The sequence below is a fragment of the Aquiflexum sp. TKW24L genome (assembly GCF_023502205.1).
Classification (GTDB): Bacteria; Bacteroidota; Bacteroidia; order Cytophagales; family Cyclobacteriaceae; genus Cognataquiflexum.
Genome location: NZ_JAMFLG010000001.1, coordinates 283,638 through 305,464, shown reverse-complemented (window position 1 = coordinate 305,464; position 21,827 = coordinate 283,638). Strand labels below are relative to the sequence as shown.

General features: G+C 40.7%; 25 protein-coding genes. 24 read left to right on the top strand and 1 reads right to left on the bottom strand.

All coding sequences use genetic code 11. The features are described 5' to 3' along the window. Positions 1 to 169: 169 nt before the first annotated feature. The 20 genes from M3O96_RS01170 (at position 170) to M3O96_RS01075 (ending at position 16,925) form a co-directional block, all read left to right on the top strand. Positions 170 to 1,480 (top strand): APC family permease, encoded by a 1,311-nt coding sequence (locus M3O96_RS01170; RefSeq protein ID WP_249717944.1) that lies wholly within the window; start codon positions 170 to 172, stop codon positions 1,478 to 1,480. A 100-nt stretch (positions 1,481 to 1,580) separates the two neighbouring features. Beyond that, positions 1,581 to 3,224: an arylsulfatase gene (locus M3O96_RS01165; protein WP_249717943.1), complete on the top strand. Its 1,644-nt coding sequence runs from the start codon at positions 1,581 to 1,583 to the stop codon at positions 3,222 to 3,224. A gap of 15 nt (positions 3,225 to 3,239) precedes the next feature. Then, positions 3,240 to 3,677: a YybH family protein gene (locus M3O96_RS01160; RefSeq protein WP_249717940.1), complete on the top strand. Its 438-nt coding sequence runs from the start codon at positions 3,240 to 3,242 to the stop codon at positions 3,675 to 3,677. Between the two features lie 4 nt (positions 3,678 to 3,681). Beyond that, complete coding sequence (locus tag M3O96_RS01155; protein WP_249717937.1) at positions 3,682 to 4,455, top strand: hypothetical protein; 774 nt, start codon at positions 3,682 to 3,684, stop codon at positions 4,453 to 4,455. Between the two features lie 3 nt (positions 4,456 to 4,458). Beyond that, a complete protein-coding gene (locus M3O96_RS01150; RefSeq protein ID WP_249717935.1) occupies positions 4,459 to 5,265 on the top strand; it encodes a hypothetical protein in 807 nt (268 codons plus the stop codon). 3 nt (positions 5,266 to 5,268) lie between these two features. Then, positions 5,269 to 6,051: a hypothetical protein gene (locus M3O96_RS01145; protein ID WP_249717933.1), complete on the top strand. Its 783-nt coding sequence runs from the start codon at positions 5,269 to 5,271 to the stop codon at positions 6,049 to 6,051. A 46-nt stretch (positions 6,052 to 6,097) separates the two neighbouring features. Continuing rightward, positions 6,098 to 6,661: a DUF6090 family protein gene (locus M3O96_RS01140; RefSeq protein WP_249717931.1), complete on the top strand. Its 564-nt coding sequence runs from the start codon at positions 6,098 to 6,100 to the stop codon at positions 6,659 to 6,661. Between the two features lie 151 nt (positions 6,662 to 6,812). After that, on the top strand, positions 6,813 to 7,595 hold the full coding sequence (locus M3O96_RS01135; RefSeq protein WP_249717929.1) for a DUF6090 family protein: 783 nt from the start codon (positions 6,813 to 6,815) through the stop codon (positions 7,593 to 7,595). Continuing rightward, the gene (locus tag M3O96_RS01130; RefSeq protein ID WP_249717926.1) at positions 7,592 to 8,314 is read left to right on the top strand and encodes a DUF6090 family protein; all 723 of its coding nucleotides are present in this window, start codon (positions 7,592 to 7,594) and stop codon (positions 8,312 to 8,314) included. The genes M3O96_RS01135 and M3O96_RS01130 overlap by 4 nt, the downstream gene beginning before the upstream one ends. A 60-nt stretch (positions 8,315 to 8,374) precedes the next feature. Then, on the top strand, positions 8,375 to 9,115 hold the full coding sequence (locus M3O96_RS01125) for a DUF6090 family protein (protein WP_249717924.1): 741 nt from the start codon (positions 8,375 to 8,377) through the stop codon (positions 9,113 to 9,115). A 14-nt stretch (positions 9,116 to 9,129) separates the two neighbouring features. After that, on the top strand, positions 9,130 to 9,897 hold the full coding sequence (locus tag M3O96_RS01120; RefSeq protein WP_249717922.1) for a hypothetical protein: 768 nt from the start codon (positions 9,130 to 9,132) through the stop codon (positions 9,895 to 9,897). Between the two features lie 2 nt (positions 9,898 to 9,899). Beyond that, on the top strand, positions 9,900 to 10,628 hold the full coding sequence (locus M3O96_RS01115; protein ID WP_249717919.1) for a DUF6090 family protein: 729 nt from the start codon (positions 9,900 to 9,902) through the stop codon (positions 10,626 to 10,628). 1 nt (position 10,629) lies between these two features. Then, entirely contained in the window at positions 10,630 to 11,343 is a 714-nt protein-coding gene (locus M3O96_RS01110; protein ID WP_249717916.1) for a DUF6090 family protein, read from the top strand. After that, positions 11,340 to 12,104: a DUF6090 family protein gene (locus M3O96_RS01105; protein ID WP_249717914.1), complete on the top strand. Its 765-nt coding sequence runs from the start codon at positions 11,340 to 11,342 to the stop codon at positions 12,102 to 12,104. Before M3O96_RS01110 ends, M3O96_RS01105 begins: the two co-directional genes overlap by 4 nt. 1 nt (position 12,105) lies before the next feature. Continuing rightward, entirely contained in the window at positions 12,106 to 12,450 is a 345-nt protein-coding gene (locus tag M3O96_RS01100) for a hypothetical protein (protein ID WP_249717912.1), read from the top strand. A gap of 18 nt (positions 12,451 to 12,468) precedes the next feature. After that, positions 12,469 to 13,242, top strand: a complete 774-nt coding sequence (locus M3O96_RS01095; protein ID WP_249717911.1) for a DUF6090 family protein — start codon at positions 12,469 to 12,471, stop codon at positions 13,240 to 13,242. After that, positions 13,239 to 13,979, top strand: coding sequence for a DUF6090 family protein (locus tag M3O96_RS01090; protein ID WP_249717908.1), 741 nt, complete (start codon positions 13,239 to 13,241; stop codon positions 13,977 to 13,979). The genes M3O96_RS01095 and M3O96_RS01090 overlap by 4 nt, the downstream gene beginning before the upstream one ends. Next, positions 13,976 to 14,698 (top strand): hypothetical protein, encoded by a 723-nt coding sequence (locus tag M3O96_RS01085; protein WP_249717905.1) that lies wholly within the window; start codon positions 13,976 to 13,978, stop codon positions 14,696 to 14,698. Before M3O96_RS01090 ends, M3O96_RS01085 begins: the two co-directional genes overlap by 4 nt. Positions 14,699 to 14,978: 280 nt before the next feature. Further along, complete coding sequence (locus tag M3O96_RS01080) at positions 14,979 to 15,359, top strand: hypothetical protein (protein ID WP_249717901.1); 381 nt, start codon at positions 14,979 to 14,981, stop codon at positions 15,357 to 15,359. 6 nt (positions 15,360 to 15,365) lie between these two features. Continuing rightward, positions 15,366 to 16,925, top strand: coding sequence for a GMC oxidoreductase (locus tag M3O96_RS01075; protein ID WP_249717897.1), 1,560 nt, complete (start codon positions 15,366 to 15,368; stop codon positions 16,923 to 16,925). A 29-nt stretch (positions 16,926 to 16,954) separates the two neighbouring features. Here the strand turns inward: M3O96_RS01075 and M3O96_RS01070 are convergent, their stop codons facing one another. After that, the gene (locus M3O96_RS01070) at positions 16,955 to 18,058 is read right to left on the bottom strand and encodes a serine hydrolase domain-containing protein (RefSeq protein WP_249717895.1); all 1,104 of its coding nucleotides are present in this window, start codon (positions 18,056 to 18,058) and stop codon (positions 16,955 to 16,957) included. 410 nt (positions 18,059 to 18,468) lie between these two features. Between M3O96_RS01070 and M3O96_RS01065 the strand changes: the two genes are divergently transcribed. From M3O96_RS01065 to M3O96_RS01050, 4 genes are all read left to right on the top strand, one after another. After that, positions 18,469 to 18,945: a (2Fe-2S)-binding protein gene (locus M3O96_RS01065; RefSeq protein ID WP_249717892.1), complete on the top strand. Its 477-nt coding sequence runs from the start codon at positions 18,469 to 18,471 to the stop codon at positions 18,943 to 18,945. A 12-nt stretch (positions 18,946 to 18,957) separates the two neighbouring features. Further along, entirely contained in the window at positions 18,958 to 20,514 is a 1,557-nt protein-coding gene (locus M3O96_RS01060) for a xanthine dehydrogenase family protein molybdopterin-binding subunit (RefSeq protein WP_249717888.1), read from the top strand. Continuing rightward, positions 20,498 to 21,184 carry a molybdopterin cofactor-binding domain-containing protein gene (locus tag M3O96_RS01055; protein ID WP_249717885.1) on the top strand — a complete coding sequence of 229 codons (687 nt, stop codon included), beginning with the start codon at positions 20,498 to 20,500 and terminating at the stop codon, positions 21,182 to 21,184. Before M3O96_RS01060 ends, M3O96_RS01055 begins: the two co-directional genes overlap by 17 nt. Positions 21,185 to 21,246: 62 nt before the next feature. Further along, positions 21,247 to 21,438 (top strand): hypothetical protein, encoded by a 192-nt coding sequence (locus M3O96_RS01050; RefSeq protein ID WP_249717879.1) that lies wholly within the window; start codon positions 21,247 to 21,249, stop codon positions 21,436 to 21,438. Positions 21,439 to 21,827 lie beyond the last annotated feature (389 nt).

The following is a 21,827-nucleotide window of genomic DNA, read 5'->3' as shown; positions in this document are numbered from 1 at the left end:
TATTTCGTCCTAACTCATCGGTGTTAAACCATTGATTTATTTATCTTAACCCCAAATGCATTCATCACCGTTCGATTCTTTTCAACAAAGCCTAAATACTTGAAAAAATTGCATTGGTATTTAACTTAAACATGATAAAAACTCCATCCTCTCCCATTTCTAAACCATCATGAAAACCACCCAAGAAGGATTAAAAAGGGAAGTAGGTGTATGGGGACTTTCGGCTAATATTGTCAATGTCATGATTGGGGCAGGGATTTTTGTATTGCCCGCCATCATCGCCGAAACCATGGGCGCTTCCGGGGTGCTGGCTTATCTATTTTGCGGACTGCTGATAGGTTTGATCATGCTTTGTTTTGCAGAAGTTGGAAGTAAAGTCACTCATTCAGGGGGGTCATATGCCTATGTGGAAACAGCACTTGGTGCTTATCCGGGGTTTTTGGTTTCAATATTCTACCTGATGGGAAGCATTTTAGCAGATGCTGCTGTTTCCAATGCTTTATTGGAAATATTGGGTGTTATTTTTCCCATTTTCAAAAATTCAACGATCAGATTTTTCTCTTTATTTATTCTCTTTTCGGGCTTGGCGAGTTTGAATGTCATTGGCGTCAAACAAGGAATCGGATTGGTAAAATTCACCACAGTAGCCAAACTCATACCCATTTTACTGTTAATTACCATTGGCTGGAAAGATGTACAATGGGTCAATTTTGCTTGGGAAACTGAACCAACCATCCAAAAGCTTGGAGAGACATCTTTGATTTTGTTTTTCGCCTTTATGGGTGGTGATGCGGGATTGTCCATAGGAGGTGAAATCAAGAATCCCCAAAAGACTGTGCCTCGTGCGATTTTAATAGGGATTTTAGGAGTCCTTCTTATTTACGTAATGGTCCAATTGGTTTCCCAAGGAATTTTAGGAAGTGAATTACCAAATCTAAAAGAAGCGCCTTTGGCAGAGGCATCAAAGATAGTTTTCGGTCCTGCAGGATATACATTGCTTTTTATCGGAACTGCTGTATCCATGTTTGGAATGATCAGTGGGCAAATCCTCAATAATCCCAGAGTGATATTTAGATTGTCCCGGGATGGTGTGATTCCTTTTAGCAAGTTGGCCTCTATCCACCGCAAATTTAAAACACCTTACATTGCAATCTTGCTTTATGCAGGTCTCGGCTTTACCCTTGCCAACATCGGAGGATTCAGAGCTTTGGCTGTCATTTCTGCTTCCAGCATGCTAATGGTTTATTTTGGTGTATCGATTTCGGTCATTGGACTTCGAAGAAAGAAAGAGTTAACCAAGGGAGGATTTACGATTCCTTTTGGATACACTGTTCCAATCCTTTCAGCCGGCATTATTCTTTTTTTCTTGTCCAACCTATCCACTCCGGAGAAACAGGGCATAGTGATTTTGATCGGGATTTTGACGCTGATTTATTTCTTGGGAAAAGCATTTAGAAAATGGAAAATTAATTCAGATTGACCATTTATGGTATTTCGGGAAAAGGTAAATCCTCTATCCCAATTCAGGTTTTTGTTTAAGGCTTACTAACAATCTGTCAAATTTGAAAAAAGGATGAACCATGAAAAATAAATCAAATCTTTTTGCTTTGACAGCTATTTTTGGCTGCACACTGTTTTCCTGCCAACAAGAAATATCGCCCCCTAAGCCTCCCAATATCCTATTGATCGTCGCCGATGATCTGGGCTATGCAGATTTGGGCTCATTTGGAGGTGATATCGACACTCCTCATCTGGATGAACTTGCCAATCAGGGCATTCGCTTCAGTCGCTTTCACTCTTCTCCTCTTTGTGCCACCAGTCGGGCGATGTTCCTGACCGGAAATAACAATCATGTCGCCGGAATGGGGATACAGGGAAGAAGAGAGGGCGTTGCAGGATATGAAGGATATCTCAGCGAAAGAATCATCACCATTCCGCAGCTGCTCCAAACAAAGGGATATCATACTTATATGGCCGGAAAATGGCACCTAGGGGCCGAGCCGGAGCACCATCCCGATAACAAAGGCTTTGAAAAGTTCTTTATCACACCCCAGGGAGGAGCCAATCATTACAATAATTTTGGAATCCTTCCCCAAGCTCCTATTTCAAAATACTACGAAAATGGGACTGAAGCGGAATGGCCGGAAGGAGCGTATTCCACAGATTTTTACACCGACAAACTCATCGAATATATCGGAAGCAATGCCGAAGATGGTAAACCCTTTTTCACCTTTGCCGCCTACACTTCTCCCCATTGGCCGCTTCAGGTGGACGAAAAATATTGGAGAAAATACGAAGGCCGCTATGATGCAGGTTATGAGGAACTCAAGCGCCAACGCTTTGAAAGCCTGAAGAAGGCCGGGATGATTCCTGAAAATGCACTCTTGCCTCCTTCTCATCCAAATGTCAAAGCCTGGGATTCGCTTTCTCCGGAAGAGCAAAAAATGGAAGCCCGAAAGATGGAACTCTATGCCGGAATGGTGGACAACTTGGACTACAACATCGGCCGGCTGATTCAATACCTTAAAGAAATCGGTGTTTACGAAAATACTCTGATCGTCTTTATGTCTGATAATGGCGCGGCAGCCGAGGATTTCTACTACGAAGCTGGTTTTAAAGATCTAATTAGAGAAAACCATACCGATGCCTATGCCGATATGGGTAAACCAAACTCTTTTATTTCCTATGGCCCTCAATGGGCAGAGGCGGGGTCTTCTCCATTCAAATATTACAAGGGATTCACAACCGAAGGGGGAATGAATGTGCCCTTGATTATCAGCGGTCCCGGAGTAGAAAATAAAGGAAGCATCAATGATTCCTTTTTGACTCTGCTGGATCTGGCACCTACTTTTTATGAAGTAGCGGATGCTGCCTATCCTGCAGAATGGAATGGTAAAGTGGTGAAACCTCTTCTCGGAGCGTCACTTTTACCGGTTTTGACAGGGAAAAAACAAGCAATTCACGCACAAAATTATGTTTTTGGGATGGAGAACAATGGCTACGCCATGCTCAGAAAGGGGAATTGGAAGCTTTTGAATACTGAAAGACCTTTTGAATTGAAAAACTTCGAGCTCTATAATTTGGAAACTGACCTATCCGAACAGCAGGATCTGAAAGAAGCAAAGCCTGAAAAATACCAAGAGCTCCTGCTGGAATGGGACAAATTTTCTAAACAGGTTGGAATAGTTTCTCCCTCTCCGAAACAAGGGGAAGGAATCAAATAGTAAATACAGATAACCATGAAAAAAACACTACTTTCTTTGATAGGACTTTTGTTAGTCACTTTCTCATTCGCACAGGAGGCTGAGGTAGCTCAGATTCTGGCCCAGCGGGAAGCCTCTACACAGGCCCTTCAGGCATTTGATGCGGATCTGAACGCCACTTATTCGACAGAGGACGCATTTATTACCACCGGACTGGGAGTTTTGATCTCGGGTAAAGAAGAACAGGAAATCTACCTCAAATCCCTCAAAGGGCCGAGAATGTATTGGATCCGAACTCCTGATGAGGTGATTGTCAATTCCAAAACCATGTTGGCCTGGGAAACAGGTACCTGGAAAGGATATCATGAAAATTCGGAAGAACCTGTGGTCAAGGGGAAGTACTCCGCTCAATGGACCAAAGCCTCCGGGAATTGGCTGATCCGATCGCAGTTGTTTGTCACACTGGAAAATTAAGCAGATGGAAGAAAATCAAGCCCCCGAAACTGAAAAAGACCTCTCCAACAAAGAGGTGATCAGCTCCCTGAGGAAGAGAAACTGGAGTTCTTACATCAAGGAATTTTTCATGCTGTTTCTGGCAGTTTTCTGTGGTTTTCTGGCAGAAAATTATCGGGGAAATATGGTCGAAAAGCAGCAAGAAAAGCAGTTCATCCAATCCTATATCGAAGATTTAAAATCTGATACCGCGAATATCAAAAGAAACCTGGATTATAGGAAAATGAAGATGATACAAATGGACTCTTTCATGCTTTTGCTTAGTAATCAAACCATTAAAGGACATGAAAATGAGCTGTATTTTTTCGGAAGAAGCCTGGTGAGAAGTGTCTGGTTTCAAAACAATGACCGAACCTTTGCGCAGTTGAAAAATTCAGGTGCGCTGCGGTTGATCCGAAACGAACAGGCCACAGATAGCATCATGGCGTATCAAAAAATGGTGGAAAGGTTAATCACCAACCATGAAGATGATCGCACAGAAAGGTACAATGCCTTCCCTGTTATCTCTCAGATCTTCAACCCTTTTGTTTTTGATCAGATGGTGACTGCCAATGGAATTCAAAGACCAAAGAACAATCCGCCACTTCGTTCTTATGACCCTGCTCTACAACAAGACCTTGCCTTTTGTATTCACCAATTGAAAGGAAGCACTTTCATAATTGAGACTAGGCTGGCACAATTAAATGATAAAGCAATCCGGCTGATCAATTTACTAAACAAGGAATATAACCTAGAATAGGATATGGAGGAAAAACAACAAATCCCAGAAGTAAAACCCACCGAAAACAAATCTTCCGTTTTGCAACCTATATCTCCAAAGAGAAACTTGATTTCTTATTTCAAAGAATTTCTGATGCTTTTCCTGGCGGTGTTTTGCGGATTTATGGCAGAAAATTATAGGGATGGTCAAAGCGAGAAAATCTACGCAAAGGAATACGCAAAGTCTCTGGCCAAGGATCTTGAAAACGATACGATTATGATTAATGATGTAATCGGACAAAACAATGTAATACTAAAGAGCATGGACAGGATCAGTGAATTAGTCCATCAGGGAATTTCAGAAAATATGGTAAAAGGTTCATTCTACTACAATGCTCAGATGGTTTCTTTTTCACCCACTACAACTTGGAATGAAGCAACCCTCATTCAAATTACCCAATCTGGAAATCTCAGGTATTTTAAAAATGCCGAATTGGTCAATAAAATCAGTGCATATTATTCGAGACAAGGCTATATCAGCGGATTGATTGATGCAGACAGGATAAAGCGAAACACAACTTTGGAAATCAAAAGCAGGATTTTGAATAATTATCATTATAAACCTTTTTCATCTCTACTTCCTAGTAGAGCAAATGAGACCGCTGATTCGTTGATGCATGGATTGATGCCACTACAAAACAGCGGTAAAGATCTTTTAAACGAATTTGCCAATAGTCTGGAAAACAGAAAATTCTATTTTACGCTCGTCTTATCAGAAACTTACCCAATGATTAAAAGACAGGCCCATGAGTTGATTTTGCTTTTGAAAGAAGAATATAACATCGAATAAATCATGGAAAGCAATCAACCTATCCCTGAAATACAATCTCTGGAAAGTCAATCATCAGACCTTCTGGCTTCCGGTTCAAAGAAGAACTATAAATCTTATTTCAAAGAATTCTTTATGCTTTTTCTAGCTGTTTTCTGTGGATTCCTTGCGGAGAATTATCGGGAATCACTCAGTGTCCAAAAGATTGAAAAAGAATACATCCTCTCTTTGATAGAAGACTTGAAAACGGATACAACAAATCTCAGTCTGTATACCTCATTCCGAAAAGAAAAAAGTGTACTGATGGATTCTTTGGCAGGAATGATCCTATCAGAAGAGCGGAGCTCAGTAGGAAATCAGATTTACTTTTTAGCCCGGCAGGTGTTCAATGAACAGGCATTTATCTATTCAGATGGCACCATTCAGCAGCTGAAAAATGCCGGGAACCTTCGGCTGCTTCGGAAAAGAAACGTCGTCAATGAATTGCTTAAATATGAGAAAAAAGTGAAGGTTTTGGAGGAATGGGACGAAAATGACAACAGAACCAAATCCACCTTCCGCGAAATGGGAGGAAGGGTCTTCCATTCTGCAGAATTGAATAAGACCATGGATGCAAATATGAAATTCGTGATGCCGACCACCAATCCAAAATTGATCACGCATGATTTTGGGGTCATCAATGAGATTGCTTTTCAGATCCACTACTTATCCAAAATGACCAAAGGCAATAGCCTCCGAGCGGAATCTTTAAAGTCTGACGCAGCTCACTTATTGGAATTGATACAGATGGAGTATAAACTAAACTGACTATGAAATGCAGCTTTGGGAAATTAATTAAGAAAAACGAAACTCTATGCTAAAATTCTTCCGCAAAATCCGTCTAAAACTTCTCGAAGACCTGCCTGCCGGCAAGGCAGGGAAAATGATAGGCAACTATCTCAAGTACGCAATCGGCGAAATCTTCCTCGTGGTAATCGGAATACTAATCGCCTTGAGTATCAATAATTGGAATGAAGCCAATAAAAATGCAAAACGGGAGCAGGCCTTTTTTAACAACCTTCAACAGGACTTAATATCTGACTCCCTTCGTCTGAAGGAAATAAAAGAGAAATTAATTATTGCCGTCAGCTACAAAAGAGTTTTTGAAAATTATATGAAAGGAAACGTAACGGACCTGGATTCATTGAATGCGCATTTTTCAAGGCAGTATAACCTATTGAACGATTTTGTGCCGAATTCCACCACGGTGGACGAACTCTCAAACAATGGTCTTAACCTGATTTCAAACCCTACGCTGCGAAGACAAATCGTCTCGCTTTACAATACTTATGATGACTTGATTCTAAAACTAAAGATCGGACAGGGCAAATCGCAATCGGTTCTTAATTATGTCAGCCAAAAAGTAGAGAACATCTAGCCCTACCGCGGATGAAATCCAGGATTTGTTGGAAGATAAATTTATGTAAATCAAACCTTTATGAATTTTCTTGCAACACAATTGACGGCTGTCGATCAAGCCTTGCAACAGTGCGAAGCAACCCTTTCGATGATTCAAAAAGATTTAGCCTATGATTAGTTTATTCAGAAAACTCCGCCAAAAACTCCTTGAGCAAAACAAGATAGGTAACCCTGCCTTGCCGGCAGGCAGGTACCTCAAATATGCTATCGGTGAAATCCTGCTGGTGGTGATCGGGATTTTGATTGCTTTGCAGATTAATAATTGGAATGAAAATCGAAAAGATCGAATTTCCGAGAATGACTTTTACTGCAAGCTACTTGAAGATTTTGAATTGGACAGACAAAATATCGCCAGACTTTATAAAGAATCAGATTATAAAATAGAAATCAGTAAAAAATTATTGTTGGAGTTACCTCAAAAAAATAAATCCAAAGCATACCTAATAGACAATTATATACAAGCATTAAGAACCAATGCGTTTGCACCGAGTAAAGTGGCTATTACAGATATTACATCCTCTGGAAAATTAAGCCTCATTAAAAACAGTTCCTTAAAACAAAATTTATTGCGCTATTATGCTGAGCTTGATAATCTATTATTTCAATTGGAGGTAAATCGCAATGAAAGTCTAGAAAGAGCTTTTTCTTATGACGATGAAATTGCAACCGGATTTCATGAATCTGATTATGCAAAAGCGGCATTAGGACCGGAAGTCTTGGCCACACTTCCCACTACTGATTGGCATTTAGACAATGATTCTAAATACTATAAGCAATTCCGAAATGACCTTGTGATTTTTGTACAAATGAGTGACCGGATAAAACAAAATTATACTAAGATTTTGGATGAAATGGAGTTAGTATACAATCAGCTAAAAGAACTCTGTAAATGATAAGGTTCTTTAGAAAAATCCGCCAAAAACTACTCGAACAACAAAAGGTTAAAAATTACCTTTTGTATGCCATTGGCGAAATCTTCCTCGTGGTGATCGGGATATTAATAGCCATCAATATCAACGATTGGAACAACAGGCAGACTAAGATAGCTAATGAAAAAGTGATCATGGCTTCACTCGTAGAGGAACTTTCAAACCGGGAAATCAAACTCAAAGAGATTATTCAAAAAAGCCAAAAATACGCTGAGTTAGAATTGATGCTTTTGAACAAATTTGATAGTGATGTTACCAGCTTCTCACAAAAGGAAATCAGCGATGCTTTCGACTATCTGTTCTTTTTCATTGATTCTCCAATTTTGGATGAAATTATTATCAAAAATTCAGATGTTTTGGTCAGAAAAAAATTCTTGATGGATGATTTCAGGACCTTGGCAAAGGAACTAGGGGATGTATCTGTTACTTCAACATACCTGGATGATTTTTGGAGTTCCCAGGTAACACCATTTTTTCTTTCATGCGGGATTAGTTACGAACCTTTTACCATTTCCGATTTGACCATCGAATTAAAGGAAATTGAATCTGCCGGCTATTCAAAGAAACAAATACAAGCACTTATCAAATTCAAAATCACTATGAACAAAATACGATCCCAAGCAATAGATAAAGCCCTTTTGAGTACTCAGCAAACACTTGAAAAATTACAAAATGAAAAATAAACGGATATTTTGGACTGATTCAGAATCAAGTCTCCCCCAAACTCCAAATCCAATGTTGTTATGCTAAAATTCTTTCGCAAAATCCGCCTAAAACTCCTTCAGGAGAATAAAGTCACCCGATATCTGGCTTATGCTGCGGGCGAGATTTTTCTAGTCGTGATCGGGATTCTGATTGCCTTGCAGGTAAATACCTGGAATGAAGAAAGAAAATCCAATAATGAAAGTATCAAGCTAATGCAAGAGATAAACTCCGAATTCTCGGACAACAGAATTGTTTTAAAAGAACGCATAGCCGATTTAGAAAATGCCAATAGTTATGTGAGAACTGTTTTGGGATTTATCAACACCGATCAGGATGAATTTCAAAAAACCAACATGGACAGTATCATCAGTAAATCCTTGAAATATGGAAATTACAACCCTGCCAATAGTTCTATAAAAGAGCTGATCAGTTCAGGAAGGCTAAAACTAGTCAGAGACCCATCACTTAAAAAGAACCTGTTTAAATGGTTACAATTACTGGAAGACGCCGATGAAGATTTTAAAAATCAGGATATGCAGGCTACCACACTTTTGATTCCCTATTTATATAAAAATATAGCCATGCAAAACCTGAATACTTACAATAACCTGAGTGTTGATAGTAAATCAGCGCTTTTCAATGGAGATTATCATAAAGTATTTAAAGATTTGGAGTTTGAGAATTTATACCAGGGGAAACTGTTTTGGAATACTGAAATGCTGAATCACTATAAATCATTGGACACATTGGCTTTGGAAATCATCCATCAAACCAAATAAAAAAGACATTCGCAATGAAACGAATCCTCACAACCTTCAAAGAAAAATGGCCGGAATACATCCTTGAAATCCTGGTCATTACCATTGGTATTCTCGGGGCTTTTGCCCTGAACAACTGGAATGAGCAAAACAAAGCAAAATCGCTGGAAAAAGAATATATCAGCCGGTTAATTGAGGACTTGACCAAGAACAAGGCTCATATTAGGCAAGAAAAAATTAATGCGGAATTGAGATTGAAGGTGTCACTGAATGTCTATGATATAATTACTTCTGAACAACCGGTATTTGAAGATACATCTCGTTTTGTGGTGGGAATTCAATTGATTGGTCGGACCAACAGACCAAGAATACATGACGCTACTTTTGAAGATCTGATCAGCTCTGGCAATGCAAGTATCATTCAAGATAGGGAGCTCTTTAATGAAATCAGGACTTTTTATGGCGAAATCCCGAATGAGTGGTTTGATGAATATATTGATCGCCTGTGGAAAGGATATTTACCTCTTGGTATTGATGCAATTAACTTAGATATGCTTCTGGAAATATTAGATCAGGAATCAGAAGAGGGCTTAGATGCTAATAAAATTAATGAAATCAACCTAAAAGTCAGTGATAAGGAATTTGAGCAGATTCTGGGCAAGATCTTGAATTCTAAAGAATTTGAATACGAAACGAAGAATATAGCGCGCTCGCACCGTGTGCATATCAACTATCTCCAACGAATCCTAAGGAGGGAGGAAGAACTAACACAAAAGCTCAGCGATTACCTAAATACGCTATAGCCATGATCTCACTTTTCAGAAAAATCCGCCAAAAACTCCTCTCTCAAAACCGGATAACAAGATATCTTGCTTATGCTTTGGGTGAAATCCTGCTTGTTGTCATCGGGATTTTGATAGCCTTGCAGGTCAACAATGCCAATCAGAGAAGATTAGACAATATCAGACGAAACGAGTACATCATTAGAATCAAGGGAGATATTGAATCGGACCTTAAACATCTTGATGAACTAGCGGATGGGTTGGGAAAAGAAAATGTGGAAAATATTGATCGCTATTTTGGGTTTTTTAACCAAGGAGGTCAATCCCTAGAAGTCTTTGTAGACAGTGCTCTTCGAACACCTTTAAATAGATTTAGATACCTCCCCAACCGACATTCTTTTGAGGATATGAAATCCTCCGGCAACATTCATTTTCTCAATGATAACCAGCGCAGTGCCATGGCTGAACTCATTGCGCAGCAAGATTTTACGATCATCATGTTTGAAAAAATAATTGACTACATCATATCAGAAGATTTGAGTGCGAGTGGCTTCTTGGATATGGATGACCATCCCAGTTCTTTTTTTTCAACTCTTGGCACCAAAATCAACCCTGAAGATCAAATCAAAGGATTGCACCATCTGCACAATAAGATGAATTGGAGTGGTGAATTGAGCAGAATTGCTAGTCAACAACGAATTGTCATCAGGGATAAATCAAATATGGTTCTAGAGCTTTTTTCTAAAAAATAATATGATAAGCATCTTCCGCAAAATCCGTCAAAAACTCCTTGCCGAAAATCGGGTTACCCGATACTTGTTCTATGCCATCGGAGAAATCCTTTTGGTGGTGATCGGGATTTTGATTGCCCTGCAAATCAACAACTGGAACGAAGGTCGAAAGACCAAAAAGTTTGAACATGAGATTTTATTTCTGATCGATCAAAACCTCAAACAAGATTCTATTATGTTATCTGGAGAACTTTTTAAAGCCAAACAGGCAATTGAATTGACAGACCGTCTTCTGGAGCAAGTAACGCTGAAAAATTATGACGATAGCTTAAACTTCTGGATGGGGAAAATTATTTCTTTTGAACGATTTAAATCACAATCCAGTGCTTTTGAGGTTTTGAAGGCAAAAGGGATAGAAACGATTTCTGATAAAGAACTTCAGCTGTCTTTGATTTCCTATTATGATGCGGATTTGTTCGGTGTATATCAAAGTTTGCAAGATGTTGAAAACTCCTTTGCTATCGATTGGGGACCTGTAATCAAACAAGACTTTTTAGATTTCAAATGGTTGGATTTCTGTGAACCAGTCAATTCTAAAACATTCTTTGAGAATCCTTCTTCCATTGTTCTTTTCAAATTATTCCAGGATAATCGGGAAGGGTCTATAACACGTATAGAAAGTGCGCTTCAATCCATTTCTAAAATAAGGTCCCTGACAAAAATGCATCTTCAATGATATCCCTCTTCCGAAAAATCCGACAAAAACTCCTCGAGGAAAACAAAGCAGGTAACTACCTCAAATACGCCATCGGAGAAATTTTCCTCGTAGTAATCGGGATTTTGATTGCTTTGCAAGTGAATAACTGGAATGAACAACGCAAGGACAAAATCAAATCATACAGCTATTTGGTGCGACTGAATGAGGACATTGACCTGATACTCGCAGATGTGGACAATTCATTGAAAGGTGCAGAAAGAAAATTAATAAGTTCAATCATGGTGCAGAAAGCCCTGGAAGCCAAAGACCTGCCGAAATCAGAAAAAGAACATTTTGACCGATACTTAAATGAGTACCACCAATTCTATGTCACCATTCAGGATTCTAGAACCTATATTGAGATGATTAGTGCAAGTGGAATTAACTTAATTGAAAATCAATGGATTCGAAACGCATTCTCCAGTCTAGCAGATTACCGGGAATTTATTATCGATGTAAACCGTGCGAATCGGGATGCACAAATGCAAAACAGTCAAGTTTTCGAAGCTTATGTTCGGTATCGTTTTGAAAATGCATTAACCGATTCAGCTGTTTCCATACCTTACTATGATTTCGAAGCCATGGCGACTGACGAGAAGTTTATCAATAGAATTTCCAAACAGTCAAGATCATGGAATGTAATTTTGAACATGTTCAAAGGTTACAATTCCCAAGTGCTACAGATCCGGGATTCCGTTCAATCAGAACTCAAAAAATTCCATTCAAAAGGTTTTCAATAATATGTTATTTCTCTTCCGAAAAATCCGCCAAAAACTCCTGCAAGAATGGAATGTTATAGACTACCTCAAAAATGCCGTAGGCGAATTCTTCCTTGGTGCAGATTTGAGAAGGCGCAGTCCCTTTAGGGACTTGATATGGGTAGAACTAACAGTTAGCGATGACCCCGCCGTGCTTTTAGGTACGGGATATATTAGGAATCTTTCCGAATTACAAATCATATTGCGTACCTGCCTACCGGACAGGCAGGCCTACGGCACGCTATTTCTGCTTACCGATCTGTTTTCTACGCATATTTTGCCCCCCGAAATGATCGGGATCTTCTACCTACGGGACAATGACTTCTGACAAATCTCTTTTAATCTAATGCTTAAATTCTTCCGCAAAATCCGACAAAAACTCCTCGCTGAAAATAAGGTGACCCGATACTTGGTATATGCCATCGGAGAAATCTTCCTTGTTGTAATCGGAATTCTGATCGCCTTGCAGGTAAACAACTACCGGGAAGCACTGCAAACCAAAGCACGAGAGACGGCTTTTCTCCATGGTTTGCGGTCAGACCTCTTACTCAACCTCGATGAACTGCAACGTAGCATAACCCGGTACAGCAGGGCCGGAAGATCAGCCGAGGTGATGATCAGCTATTTTGAAGGCGCGCCTATTACCAATACGGATTCTCTAAATTTCCACACCATGGAAGTGTTGTATTGGAATCCTTTTATCCGAAATAACAGCACCCTCAGGGAAATGATCAGTTCGGGGAGCCTTGGCATCCTATCGGATGACAGTTTGAAAAATGAACTGCTGCGCATGGAACTCAGCTATGACAAAATCGACGGTGATCAGGAGCATATGCGCTATGACTACCAAGAATACCTCTATGGCCCATTCTTCCGAACCGGGGATGTGGGGCAAGCCTACAAGGATTATATGGCCATACTAGGTGGAACTGAGCAAGCCACAACAACAAATCCGGAAGTCACAAAAGTATTGCTAAACGATCCAGCTTATAAAAATGGTTTTTCACTTTGCCTTCTCAATGGCAAAAATTTGATCAGCAGCTTGGAAGAAATGGTTATTTCCACACAGCGCTCACTGGCTAGAATCGATACACAGCTAAACAAAACGGATACCCCATGATTAGCATCTTCCGAAAAATCCGCCAAAAACTCCTTCAACAAAACAGAATCACCCAATACTTGGCCTATGCCATTGGCGAAATCTTCCTGGTCGTCATTGGGATTCTGATTGCCTTGCAAATCAACAATGCGAACGAGGCTCACAAAGCGAGGCAATCTGAACGGGTAGTTTTAAATAACCTTATTCAGGATTTGAGAGCAGATTCTCTCTCCTTCAGCGACAACCTGGCTACTTTAAATAAAATCAATAACCTGCATCAGGTGCTCTATGAAATCGGGGTGAAAGGGATGGACCTGGAAATCGAAAACCCCAATTTGATCAGGTTCCAGATTTATTATAACCCTATAGCGATCAAGAACGATCCTTTTGTTGCCGGCAAAATATCCAGTGAAAGTATTAGAAAAGAGATTAACACCTATTCAAGGTTCTTAAAAGATCTGGATGACACCTATGTGCAATATGCTGAGTTGTTAGAAAACAGAGTTCGGGTCTTTTTGGCTGACAAAAAAATCCACCAATTATCCAACTGGTTTGAAAACAAAGCATATACTAAGCAAGAAGTATCTTTTGAATTTGTCGATAAATTAGGTTTAATTCTTCTTTCAAAAACACCTGAATTTCAACAATTGCTTTTGGAAGCATCTATAAAATCCAAAAACACAGAATCCAATATCAAACAAGTCCTGACCCATAACCAGAAACTAAAAGAACTGATCCAAAAAGAACTTCAACAATGAAAAGAATCCTCTCCACCCTCAAAGAAAAATGGCCGGAATATTTCCTCGAAATTCTCGTGCTTGTCATCGGTATCTATGGCGCTTTTGAATTGGCGAACTACGGAGAAACCAGAAACCGAAAGAGAGCTGAACTTGAAATTCTAAAAGGCTGTAAAACAGAATTGGTGACCGATCTGGCGGAGATCAATTTCAATATGGATGAACTCAGGAAAAGCCAGTACGCCTTAAACCTGATACTCGAAATTCTGGAAAAGGATGGTTCCTACCACGATTCTTTGGCTTTTCACTTCAATTACACGCTTCTACCCATACACTTCATACACTCGACCAGCTCATTTGAAACTGCTAAATCCAGGGGATTGGATATCATTTATAACACTGACATCCGCAATAAACTGATCGCTGTCTATGATTCCCAATATGATTTTTTCCTAAAAGCAGAGCAAGAAGAATTGGCTGAAGTGCAATACAATATGAGGTATATTGTGCCGGAAAGGTTTGAATCCGGATATAATTTTCTAGGTACAGATGGTTTTGAAGGAAGCATGGTTCCCTTGGACTTTGAATCCCTAAAAACTGATCAGGAGTACCTCTATTTTATCAAAACCCAGCAAAATCGCACCAGATCCTATATCGGCTACTTTTATGAAAACCTGAGGAAATCGGTAGCCTCCATGATCATTGATCTGGAGATCGAAATTAAAAGGCTGGATAGGTGAAATATTTCTTAACCAATCGGGAAAAAAATTGAGATAATATTATTCGTGGTTTTTGGACAACGAAAGCAACGGTTGATTATGTTGGTAAAGTTTTTTCTTTACCGGGGTGTAAGGCAGGAGATTAAACTTACTGTTATTGGGAAACTTTTTGATATCGTTCGGACAATAAAAGCATGCTTTCGTCCTGGGATGATAAGATAAAAGACATTTTTTGTCGAAATTCTAAACACGATTTAATTCACTGTTTTTTTAACCAGCTAATTTTTAAAACACACTAAACATGAAAAGAAGAAAATTCATCATTCAAGGTGCAGTTGGCTTAGCAGCCCTTACCATTCCGGTATCCTGTCAGAATTATAAGAGTGGGGAATTTGATAAGGCTTTGGCCCAACCTACATCACTTTTGAAGATTTGGGATTATGAAACAATCGGCGCAATCGGTGACCAATATCTTTTGATCAATCAAAAAGAAAAAGAGGAACGCACACTAGTCAAATTATTAGATCAAATCGATGTAAAAGAGGGATCAATTGCTCAGGGTTTGGAGCAAGAAGTCATCAATGATTTTGAAAATGGAAGTATTATAATGGTTGATGGCTGGATTTTGTCCATCACCGAAGCCCGGCAATGTGCCTTATTTTCTGTAAGTCAACTTAATTAAAATGATATGCATATAGATTCAAGAAATCTTCCTGACAACACTACCATAGAAGGCGATGTATGTATCATTGGCGCAGGTGCAGCGGGGATCAGTATGGCCCTTGATTGGATAAATACACCCTACAAAGTGATCCTGCTTGAAAGCGGTGGATTTGAATATGATGACAAAGTCCAGGATTTGTACAAGGGCAAAACGACAGGTCAAAAATACTATCCCTTAAAATCTAGTCGCCTGTCCTTATTTGGTGGCACCACAGGACATTGGGCAGGGATGTGTTCACCATTTGATAATATTGATTTTATAGAAAGAGATTGGGTTCCCAATAGCGGATGGCCGATTTCAAGGAAGGACCTCGATCCTTTTTATGCCAGAGCCAATGAAAAACTGAAGTTGGGGCCTTATAATTACAACCTTGATTATTGGCAAAAAGAAATGCCAAATCTGAATCCTTTCCCCCTTGATGAAAGTATTGTTTGGCATAAAATGTGGCAAATCAGCCCGGCATGGGGATTTAATGGAGGATTAGGTAAGTTTTATAAAGAGGATATTGTCAAAGCCAAAAATATTCACCTACATACCTATGCCACCGTGGTCGATATCAAGGCCAATGAAAATGTCACAAGCATAGACCATGTGGTAGTAAAGAACCTGTCAGGAAAAACGCAGACCGTCAAGGCAAAGCATTTTATTCTTGCCTCAGGTGCCATCCAAAATGCGAGGTTATTGCTCGCATCAAACAAGCAGTCTCCAAAAGGACTAGGGAATGAAAATGACATAGTTGGCCGATATTTTATGGAGCATTTGGAAATCCAGACAGCGGAATTATGGTTGTTTGAGCCTTTCCCCACTGACCTTTTTACTTTCTTTTTTGAAAACCCAAAATTATGGTGTGAGCTGGCAATCGCGGAAAAAGTCCAGATCGAAAATAAAATATTGAATGGTACGGCAGGATTAAGCCCATTGAGCACTGCCCGACATACCAAATCAAGAATAGAAACATGGCAAGACGAAGACCCAAGGAAATCAGTTGATAACATGTTTAAGAATTGGGATGAGGCTACAAAGTTGGCGGCAAATGAAAACAAAGGAGCCATAACAAGAGCATTTGAATTCCAAACCCGGATCGAGCAGGCCCCCAATCCCGACTCAAGGGTTACCCTCGGTACCGAATTGGATGAATTGGGAATGCCTCGAGCTGATCTTCATTGGGCATTGACCGAACTTGATAAAAGAAGTATCCGCAAGGTCAATCAAATCATAGGTCAGCAGATAGGTAAGGCGGGGATCGGTCGGGTTAAACTCAAGGAATTTTTGCAGGATGAAAAAGACAATTATACCTGGCCTGAAGGCACTAACGGGGGATGGCACCATATGGGCACCACCCGGATGAGCAGTGATCCCAAAAAAGGTGTCGTCGATGCAAATTGCCAAGTCCATGGGTTAGCAAATTTGTATGTGGCAGGTTCCGGTTGTTATGCCACCTCAGGAGCACCCAACCCAACACTTACTATAGTGGCGCTCTCCCTACGACTTTCTGATTATGTAAAAAACAAGCTAGGTAGTTAACAAAAAAAGAATCGATAAAACTTCAGGAATCACCAATTTTTCAAAGACTCCACCGCACTTTCAATCAGTTGGTTATTGGCTTCATGGTAATTGTTGTTCAATAGAATCAAGGTTTTGTTTTGATCAATAAACCTCATGATCAGCGTCTTGTAACCTGGATTGTCGCCTGTGTGGGAAACGATCTTTCCAAAATACTCATCCTGACTCAGGTCCCATCCGTAGCCGTACTGACTCAAGGTACAATCATTCAATGCTTGCGGGGAGAATGCTGATTTCAAAGTTTTGTCGCTGACCAATGTGCCATTGTATAATGCCTGATCCCAAAGCAATAAATCATGTGCGGTACTGCTGATCCTCCCCGGACCTTTTCTGTTACCTAGCCAAACGGTGTAATCTGAATCATGAAATTTGTTGGCATTGACATAATCCCCTTTTTTATCTTTCAGGTGGCCTGCGGCAAAGTTGCTGACCATGGCTTTTTCCTCCAATGTTCTGATGTCTGTGTTATTCATGCCCAAAGGTTTGAAAATCCATTCTCTTGAAAGTTCGATAAAATCCCTGCCAGTCACTTTTTCCACTATGCTTGCCAGGAATACATAGGCTGTATTGCTGTATTCATATTTTTCGCTTGGCATTGAGAGCATTGGAGGGTGATATTTGCGAAGGTATTCCAATATGTCTTCATTATCAGCTACTTTACTTTTATCCCAATGCCTGTCCATGACTGCCTGATAATCCGGCAGGCCATTGGTATGGGAGAGCAGTTCCTTGATCGTGATTCCTTTGTAAGGGATATCGAGGTACTTGTCAGCATAATCATTGTAATTCAAGAGCCCTTTTTCAGCACACATCATCACCATCATGGCGGTAAATTGCTTGGAAACTGAAGCCATTTCAAATACATCTGTTGGCAACAGAGGGACTTTTTGCTCGTAATACTGAAACCCGGTTGCTTCTTCAAATACCACTTTCCCATCTACTGCCAATAGCAAAACCCCTGAAAACCCTTTGGATTCAGCAGCTGAAAAGGCTTTTTCAACTTCTGAAGATTGGCCAAAAGCAGCTAAGGAAAACAAGGTGGCAACAGCACACAAAAACAGAACGCGAGAATGCTTGATAGATTTGAAGTTCATGGTTTAGAGTCATTAATAGAACTAAATGAAAGGAATTTGAGATCGTCAAAATAGGAATAAAACAATAAAAACAAGCTAAGTCTAGGTGAGACGTATTTTTTCTGATGGGAAAGCCAGAATTTGTATTTGATCAAACAAAAGAATAAGCAATTAAACTCCTTACCAAGCGTAGACTTCCTCTACGCTTTTTTATTTTCTGTAATTCTAATTCCGATTCCGTTTCATGAAATTTTGTGAAAGGAAGGAAATATGGAACTTCTTAATGTAACACCTTCAGGCTAGGTCAAGGCACTTTTTAGTCTTAAAAACCAAAAAACAAAAAGTCCAACTTTACCATCTCATCTTGTCACTAGAAGACCGCTGATTTCTAATTTAATTCCGATATTGACAAATAATTTTAACCGTGTAATATGACCAGTTTGACTATTAATGGAAAGGAATATAAAGTAGATGCCTCGGCTGACATACCCTTGCTTTGGGTAATCCGTGAACAGTGTGGATTGACCGGGACCAAGTTTGGATGCGGTATCGCTCAATGTGGGGCCTGTACTGTTCATCTTGATGGCCAACCTGTTCGCTCTTGCGTAACTTCGGCGATCTCGGCTGAAGAGAAAAACATCACCACCATTGAAGGAATTGCCCTAGATAAAAACACACCTCATATCGTGCAGCAAGCTTGGATTGAAGAACAGACGCCCCAATGTGGCTATTGCCAATCCGGACAAATCATGTCTGCGGTAGCGCTATTGAATGAAAATCCCTCTCCAAGCGAGGAAGAAATCGATGCCGCCATGTCAGGAAACATCTGTCGCTGCGGCATGTATGGTAGAATTAAGTCAGCCATTCAGCGCGCTTCAGCATCTCTCCAAACTTCCAATACGCTCTAAACCAATACGAAAATGAAAAAATGGACTAGACGCGCATTTATAGGAGCCGGAGTTTTGGCGGGAGGCACCTTGGTAATTGGGATAGCGATCCGACCGGGAAACCGTTCCTCAAAAGTAGCCGGATTGATAGCTTCAGAAGGAGAAACGGTCATGAATGTTTGGCTCAAAATCGCTCCGGATAATACGGTCACGGCAATCATTCCACATGCCGAAATGGGGCAGGGCGTGCATACCACCTTGGCGATGATGCTCGCTGACGAAATGGATGCTGATTGGTCAAAAGTGAAGTTTCAGGAAGCTCCCGCCGATAAAGAATATGCCAATTTAAGCGTGTTGAAAGGTTTTGTCGCAGGCAATGCAACTTTCCCCAAGTTTATAGATGAAACGATCGACGGGGTTTTCCTCACTGCCGTCAAATCTCTGAATTTCCAGATTACAGGCGGAAGTGCTTCGGTGAGATTTACCGGTCAGCAAGCCATGCGGATCGCAGGGGCAGCAGCCAAATCCATGCTGATGCAAGCCGCTGCAGCTACATGGAAGGTGCCTGTTGAGGAACTTACTGCCCAAAATAGCATCATAAGTCACCAAATAAGTAACCGAAGCGCCACTTTTGCGGAGCTTGCACCTGCTGCAGCCAAGGTCAAAATGCCCACCCATCCAAAGCTAAAATCACCTGAAGAGTTTACCCTCATGGGGACTTCCCTGCCAAGATTCGATATACCGGCCAAGGTGACCGGGGAAGCTCAGTTTGGAATGGATGTGCAGGTACCCGGAATGAAATATGCCTCGATTAAGGCAGCACCGGTTTTTGGAAGTAAAGTAAAATCTTTAGACACTACCGTCTCTTCAAGCCAACAAGGTGTGAAAAAGATTTTAAACTTAGGAGATGCAGTGGTTGTCATTGCTGATGGGTATTGGCTGGCGAAAACTGCGTTGGATGCACTTCCGATAGAATTTGAAATTACTGAAAATAGTGGACTGAATCAGGAAGAAATCATAGACCGCTATCGCAAAGCCATGGATGCGGATTTGGCAGATGGAAATCTGGATAAACACTTCAAAGACGGAGATGCTACAAAAGCATTAGAACAGGCAGCGATCCTGGTTGAGGCAGAATACCAACTTCCGTTTTTGGCCCACGCCACGATGGAACCCATGAACTGCACTGCATGGGTGCACGATGGAAAATGTGAGGTTTGGTGTGGAAGTCAAAACCCCCTTGGAGTCAGGTCCGCCGCGGCAGAACTCCTTGAAATAGATATCGATCAGGTTACTGTACATAACCAACTCTTGGGTGGAGCCTTTGGAAGACGCGGCGAGACAGATGTGATGAAGCAGGCGATATTGATCGCAAGGGAAGTGGACTACCCGGTCAAATTAATCTGGTCAAGAGAGGAAGATACACAGCACGATGTCTATCGGGAGGCGACTATCAGTAGGATGAAGGCGGGCTTGGATCAATCAGGACTTCCCGTCGCTTATACCCATCAGTTTATCTTCAAACATCATCCGCCTGGAGGCTGCGGATATTCCTTACAATATTCCCAATCAGTTGATTCAATATTCTAGCCCAGCCTCCCATGTGCCTTGGGGCAACTGGCGAAGTGTCGACCATTCGACCCATGGTTTTTTGACAGAATCCTTCATTGATGAAATGGCCCATGCTGCCAAGCAAGATCCTTTTGCCTTTAGGAAAAAATTGATAAAGGATCAGCCAAGGTTTCAGAGTGTGTTAGACTTGGTTTACGAAAAGTCAAACTGGGGAGCGCCCCTTCCTGCCAATTGGGGCAGAGGCATCGCCATTGCTCAATCTTTTGGATCCATTGTGGCTGAGGTAGCAGAAGTGGAAGTCGGCGTTGATGGAAAGGTAAAAGTTCATCGGGTAGTCTGTGCAGTTGATCCGGGTTTTGCCATTCACCCGAATGGATTCATTGCCCAAATGGAAAGTGGAATAATCTACGGCTTGGCCGCTGCCATGACCGGAGAGATTACCATCGAAAACGGGGCAGTTGCACAAGGTAACTTCCATAATTACCCGGTTACCCGAATGAATGAGGCACCAAAAATTGAAACCCATATCATGAATTCCGGAAATCCCCCCGGAGGAGCGGGCGAACCAAGTACGCCTCTTATAGCCCCGGCCGTGACCAATGCCATCTTTGATGCTACCGGAATCCGAATCCGACAACTTCCTATTTCAAAAAATGACCTGCGGGCTTCAATCCGTCCGACGACTTGATCCGATTTTCTCTTGGCATCAAGAGATGCAGTCTGTTTTAAAAATCTTTAAAAATTAATACCATGGGACTATTTTGGAATCTAATTCAACAAAGCCAAATCTCTGATCAAAAAGGCAGGGCTGAAACCTTGGAAGCGAGGGTCGCTTTCTTAGAATATGAACTTCAGAAGACCAAATCTCTTTTGATCAGCACCCTAAAGATTCTCGAGGAGCAAAGTGGAAAAGACATTGATGGAGATGGAAAGATAGGATGAGGATCCACGGTATATTTTCAAGCCAATTGAATAAATAGATCCTGTACCTAAAGGCACAGATGGTCAAATCTAATTTAATGTTTCTACCGATATAAGGTCCCTATAGGGACTAAACAAAAGATGAAAGCAGATTTAAATACCATTCTCATTTGATTTTCAATTCAAGGATAAAAGGATAATACAATGGATGGATTGATTTGATATAGACCTGGTCCCTATAGGGACAAAATATTGGTAGATAAATTAAACGATTAGCAAATAATCCCTGTCCCTTTAGGGACAGAATATGGGTAGCCCTAAAGAACAAATTATGGGTAGAAAAAATGGAAATATGAAAAATCGTGCCTTTCGGCCTGCCCGTTTTGAAGATGATCTGGGAGAATTGTCCC

Coding starts and splice junctions, on each gene's coding strand:
- M3O96_RS01170 (WP_249717944.1), top strand. CDS start 170: ATGAAAACCACCCAAGAAGGATTAAAAAGGGAAGTAGGTGTATGGGGA.
- M3O96_RS01165 (WP_249717943.1), top strand. CDS start 1,581: ATGAAAAATAAATCAAATCTTTTTGCTTTGACAGCTATTTTTGGCTGC.
- M3O96_RS01160 (WP_249717940.1), top strand. CDS start 3,240: ATGAAAAAAACACTACTTTCTTTGATAGGACTTTTGTTAGTCACTTTC.
- M3O96_RS01155 (WP_249717937.1), top strand. CDS start 3,682: ATGGAAGAAAATCAAGCCCCCGAAACTGAAAAAGACCTCTCCAACAAA.
- M3O96_RS01150 (WP_249717935.1), top strand. CDS start 4,459: ATGGAGGAAAAACAACAAATCCCAGAAGTAAAACCCACCGAAAACAAA.
- M3O96_RS01145 (WP_249717933.1), top strand. CDS start 5,269: ATGGAAAGCAATCAACCTATCCCTGAAATACAATCTCTGGAAAGTCAA.
- M3O96_RS01140 (WP_249717931.1), top strand. CDS start 6,098: ATGCTAAAATTCTTCCGCAAAATCCGTCTAAAACTTCTCGAAGACCTG.
- M3O96_RS01135 (WP_249717929.1), top strand. CDS start 6,813: ATGATTAGTTTATTCAGAAAACTCCGCCAAAAACTCCTTGAGCAAAAC.
- M3O96_RS01130 (WP_249717926.1), top strand. CDS start 7,592: ATGATAAGGTTCTTTAGAAAAATCCGCCAAAAACTACTCGAACAACAA.
- M3O96_RS01125 (WP_249717924.1), top strand. CDS start 8,375: ATGCTAAAATTCTTTCGCAAAATCCGCCTAAAACTCCTTCAGGAGAAT.
- M3O96_RS01120 (WP_249717922.1), top strand. CDS start 9,130: ATGAAACGAATCCTCACAACCTTCAAAGAAAAATGGCCGGAATACATC.
- M3O96_RS01115 (WP_249717919.1), top strand. CDS start 9,900: ATGATCTCACTTTTCAGAAAAATCCGCCAAAAACTCCTCTCTCAAAAC.
- M3O96_RS01110 (WP_249717916.1), top strand. CDS start 10,630: ATGATAAGCATCTTCCGCAAAATCCGTCAAAAACTCCTTGCCGAAAAT.
- M3O96_RS01105 (WP_249717914.1), top strand. CDS start 11,340: ATGATATCCCTCTTCCGAAAAATCCGACAAAAACTCCTCGAGGAAAAC.
- M3O96_RS01100 (WP_249717912.1), top strand. CDS start 12,106: ATGTTATTTCTCTTCCGAAAAATCCGCCAAAAACTCCTGCAAGAATGG.
- M3O96_RS01095 (WP_249717911.1), top strand. CDS start 12,469: ATGCTTAAATTCTTCCGCAAAATCCGACAAAAACTCCTCGCTGAAAAT.
- M3O96_RS01090 (WP_249717908.1), top strand. CDS start 13,239: ATGATTAGCATCTTCCGAAAAATCCGCCAAAAACTCCTTCAACAAAAC.
- M3O96_RS01085 (WP_249717905.1), top strand. CDS start 13,976: ATGAAAAGAATCCTCTCCACCCTCAAAGAAAAATGGCCGGAATATTTC.
- M3O96_RS01080 (WP_249717901.1), top strand. CDS start 14,979: ATGAAAAGAAGAAAATTCATCATTCAAGGTGCAGTTGGCTTAGCAGCC.
- M3O96_RS01075 (WP_249717897.1), top strand. CDS start 15,366: ATGCATATAGATTCAAGAAATCTTCCTGACAACACTACCATAGAAGGC.
- M3O96_RS01070 (WP_249717895.1), bottom strand. CDS start 18,058: ATGAACTTCAAATCTATCAAGCATTCTCGCGTTCTGTTTTTGTGTGCT.
- M3O96_RS01065 (WP_249717892.1), top strand. CDS start 18,469: ATGACCAGTTTGACTATTAATGGAAAGGAATATAAAGTAGATGCCTCG.
- M3O96_RS01060 (WP_249717888.1), top strand. CDS start 18,958: ATGAAAAAATGGACTAGACGCGCATTTATAGGAGCCGGAGTTTTGGCG.
- M3O96_RS01050 (WP_249717879.1), top strand. CDS start 21,247: ATGGGACTATTTTGGAATCTAATTCAACAAAGCCAAATCTCTGATCAA.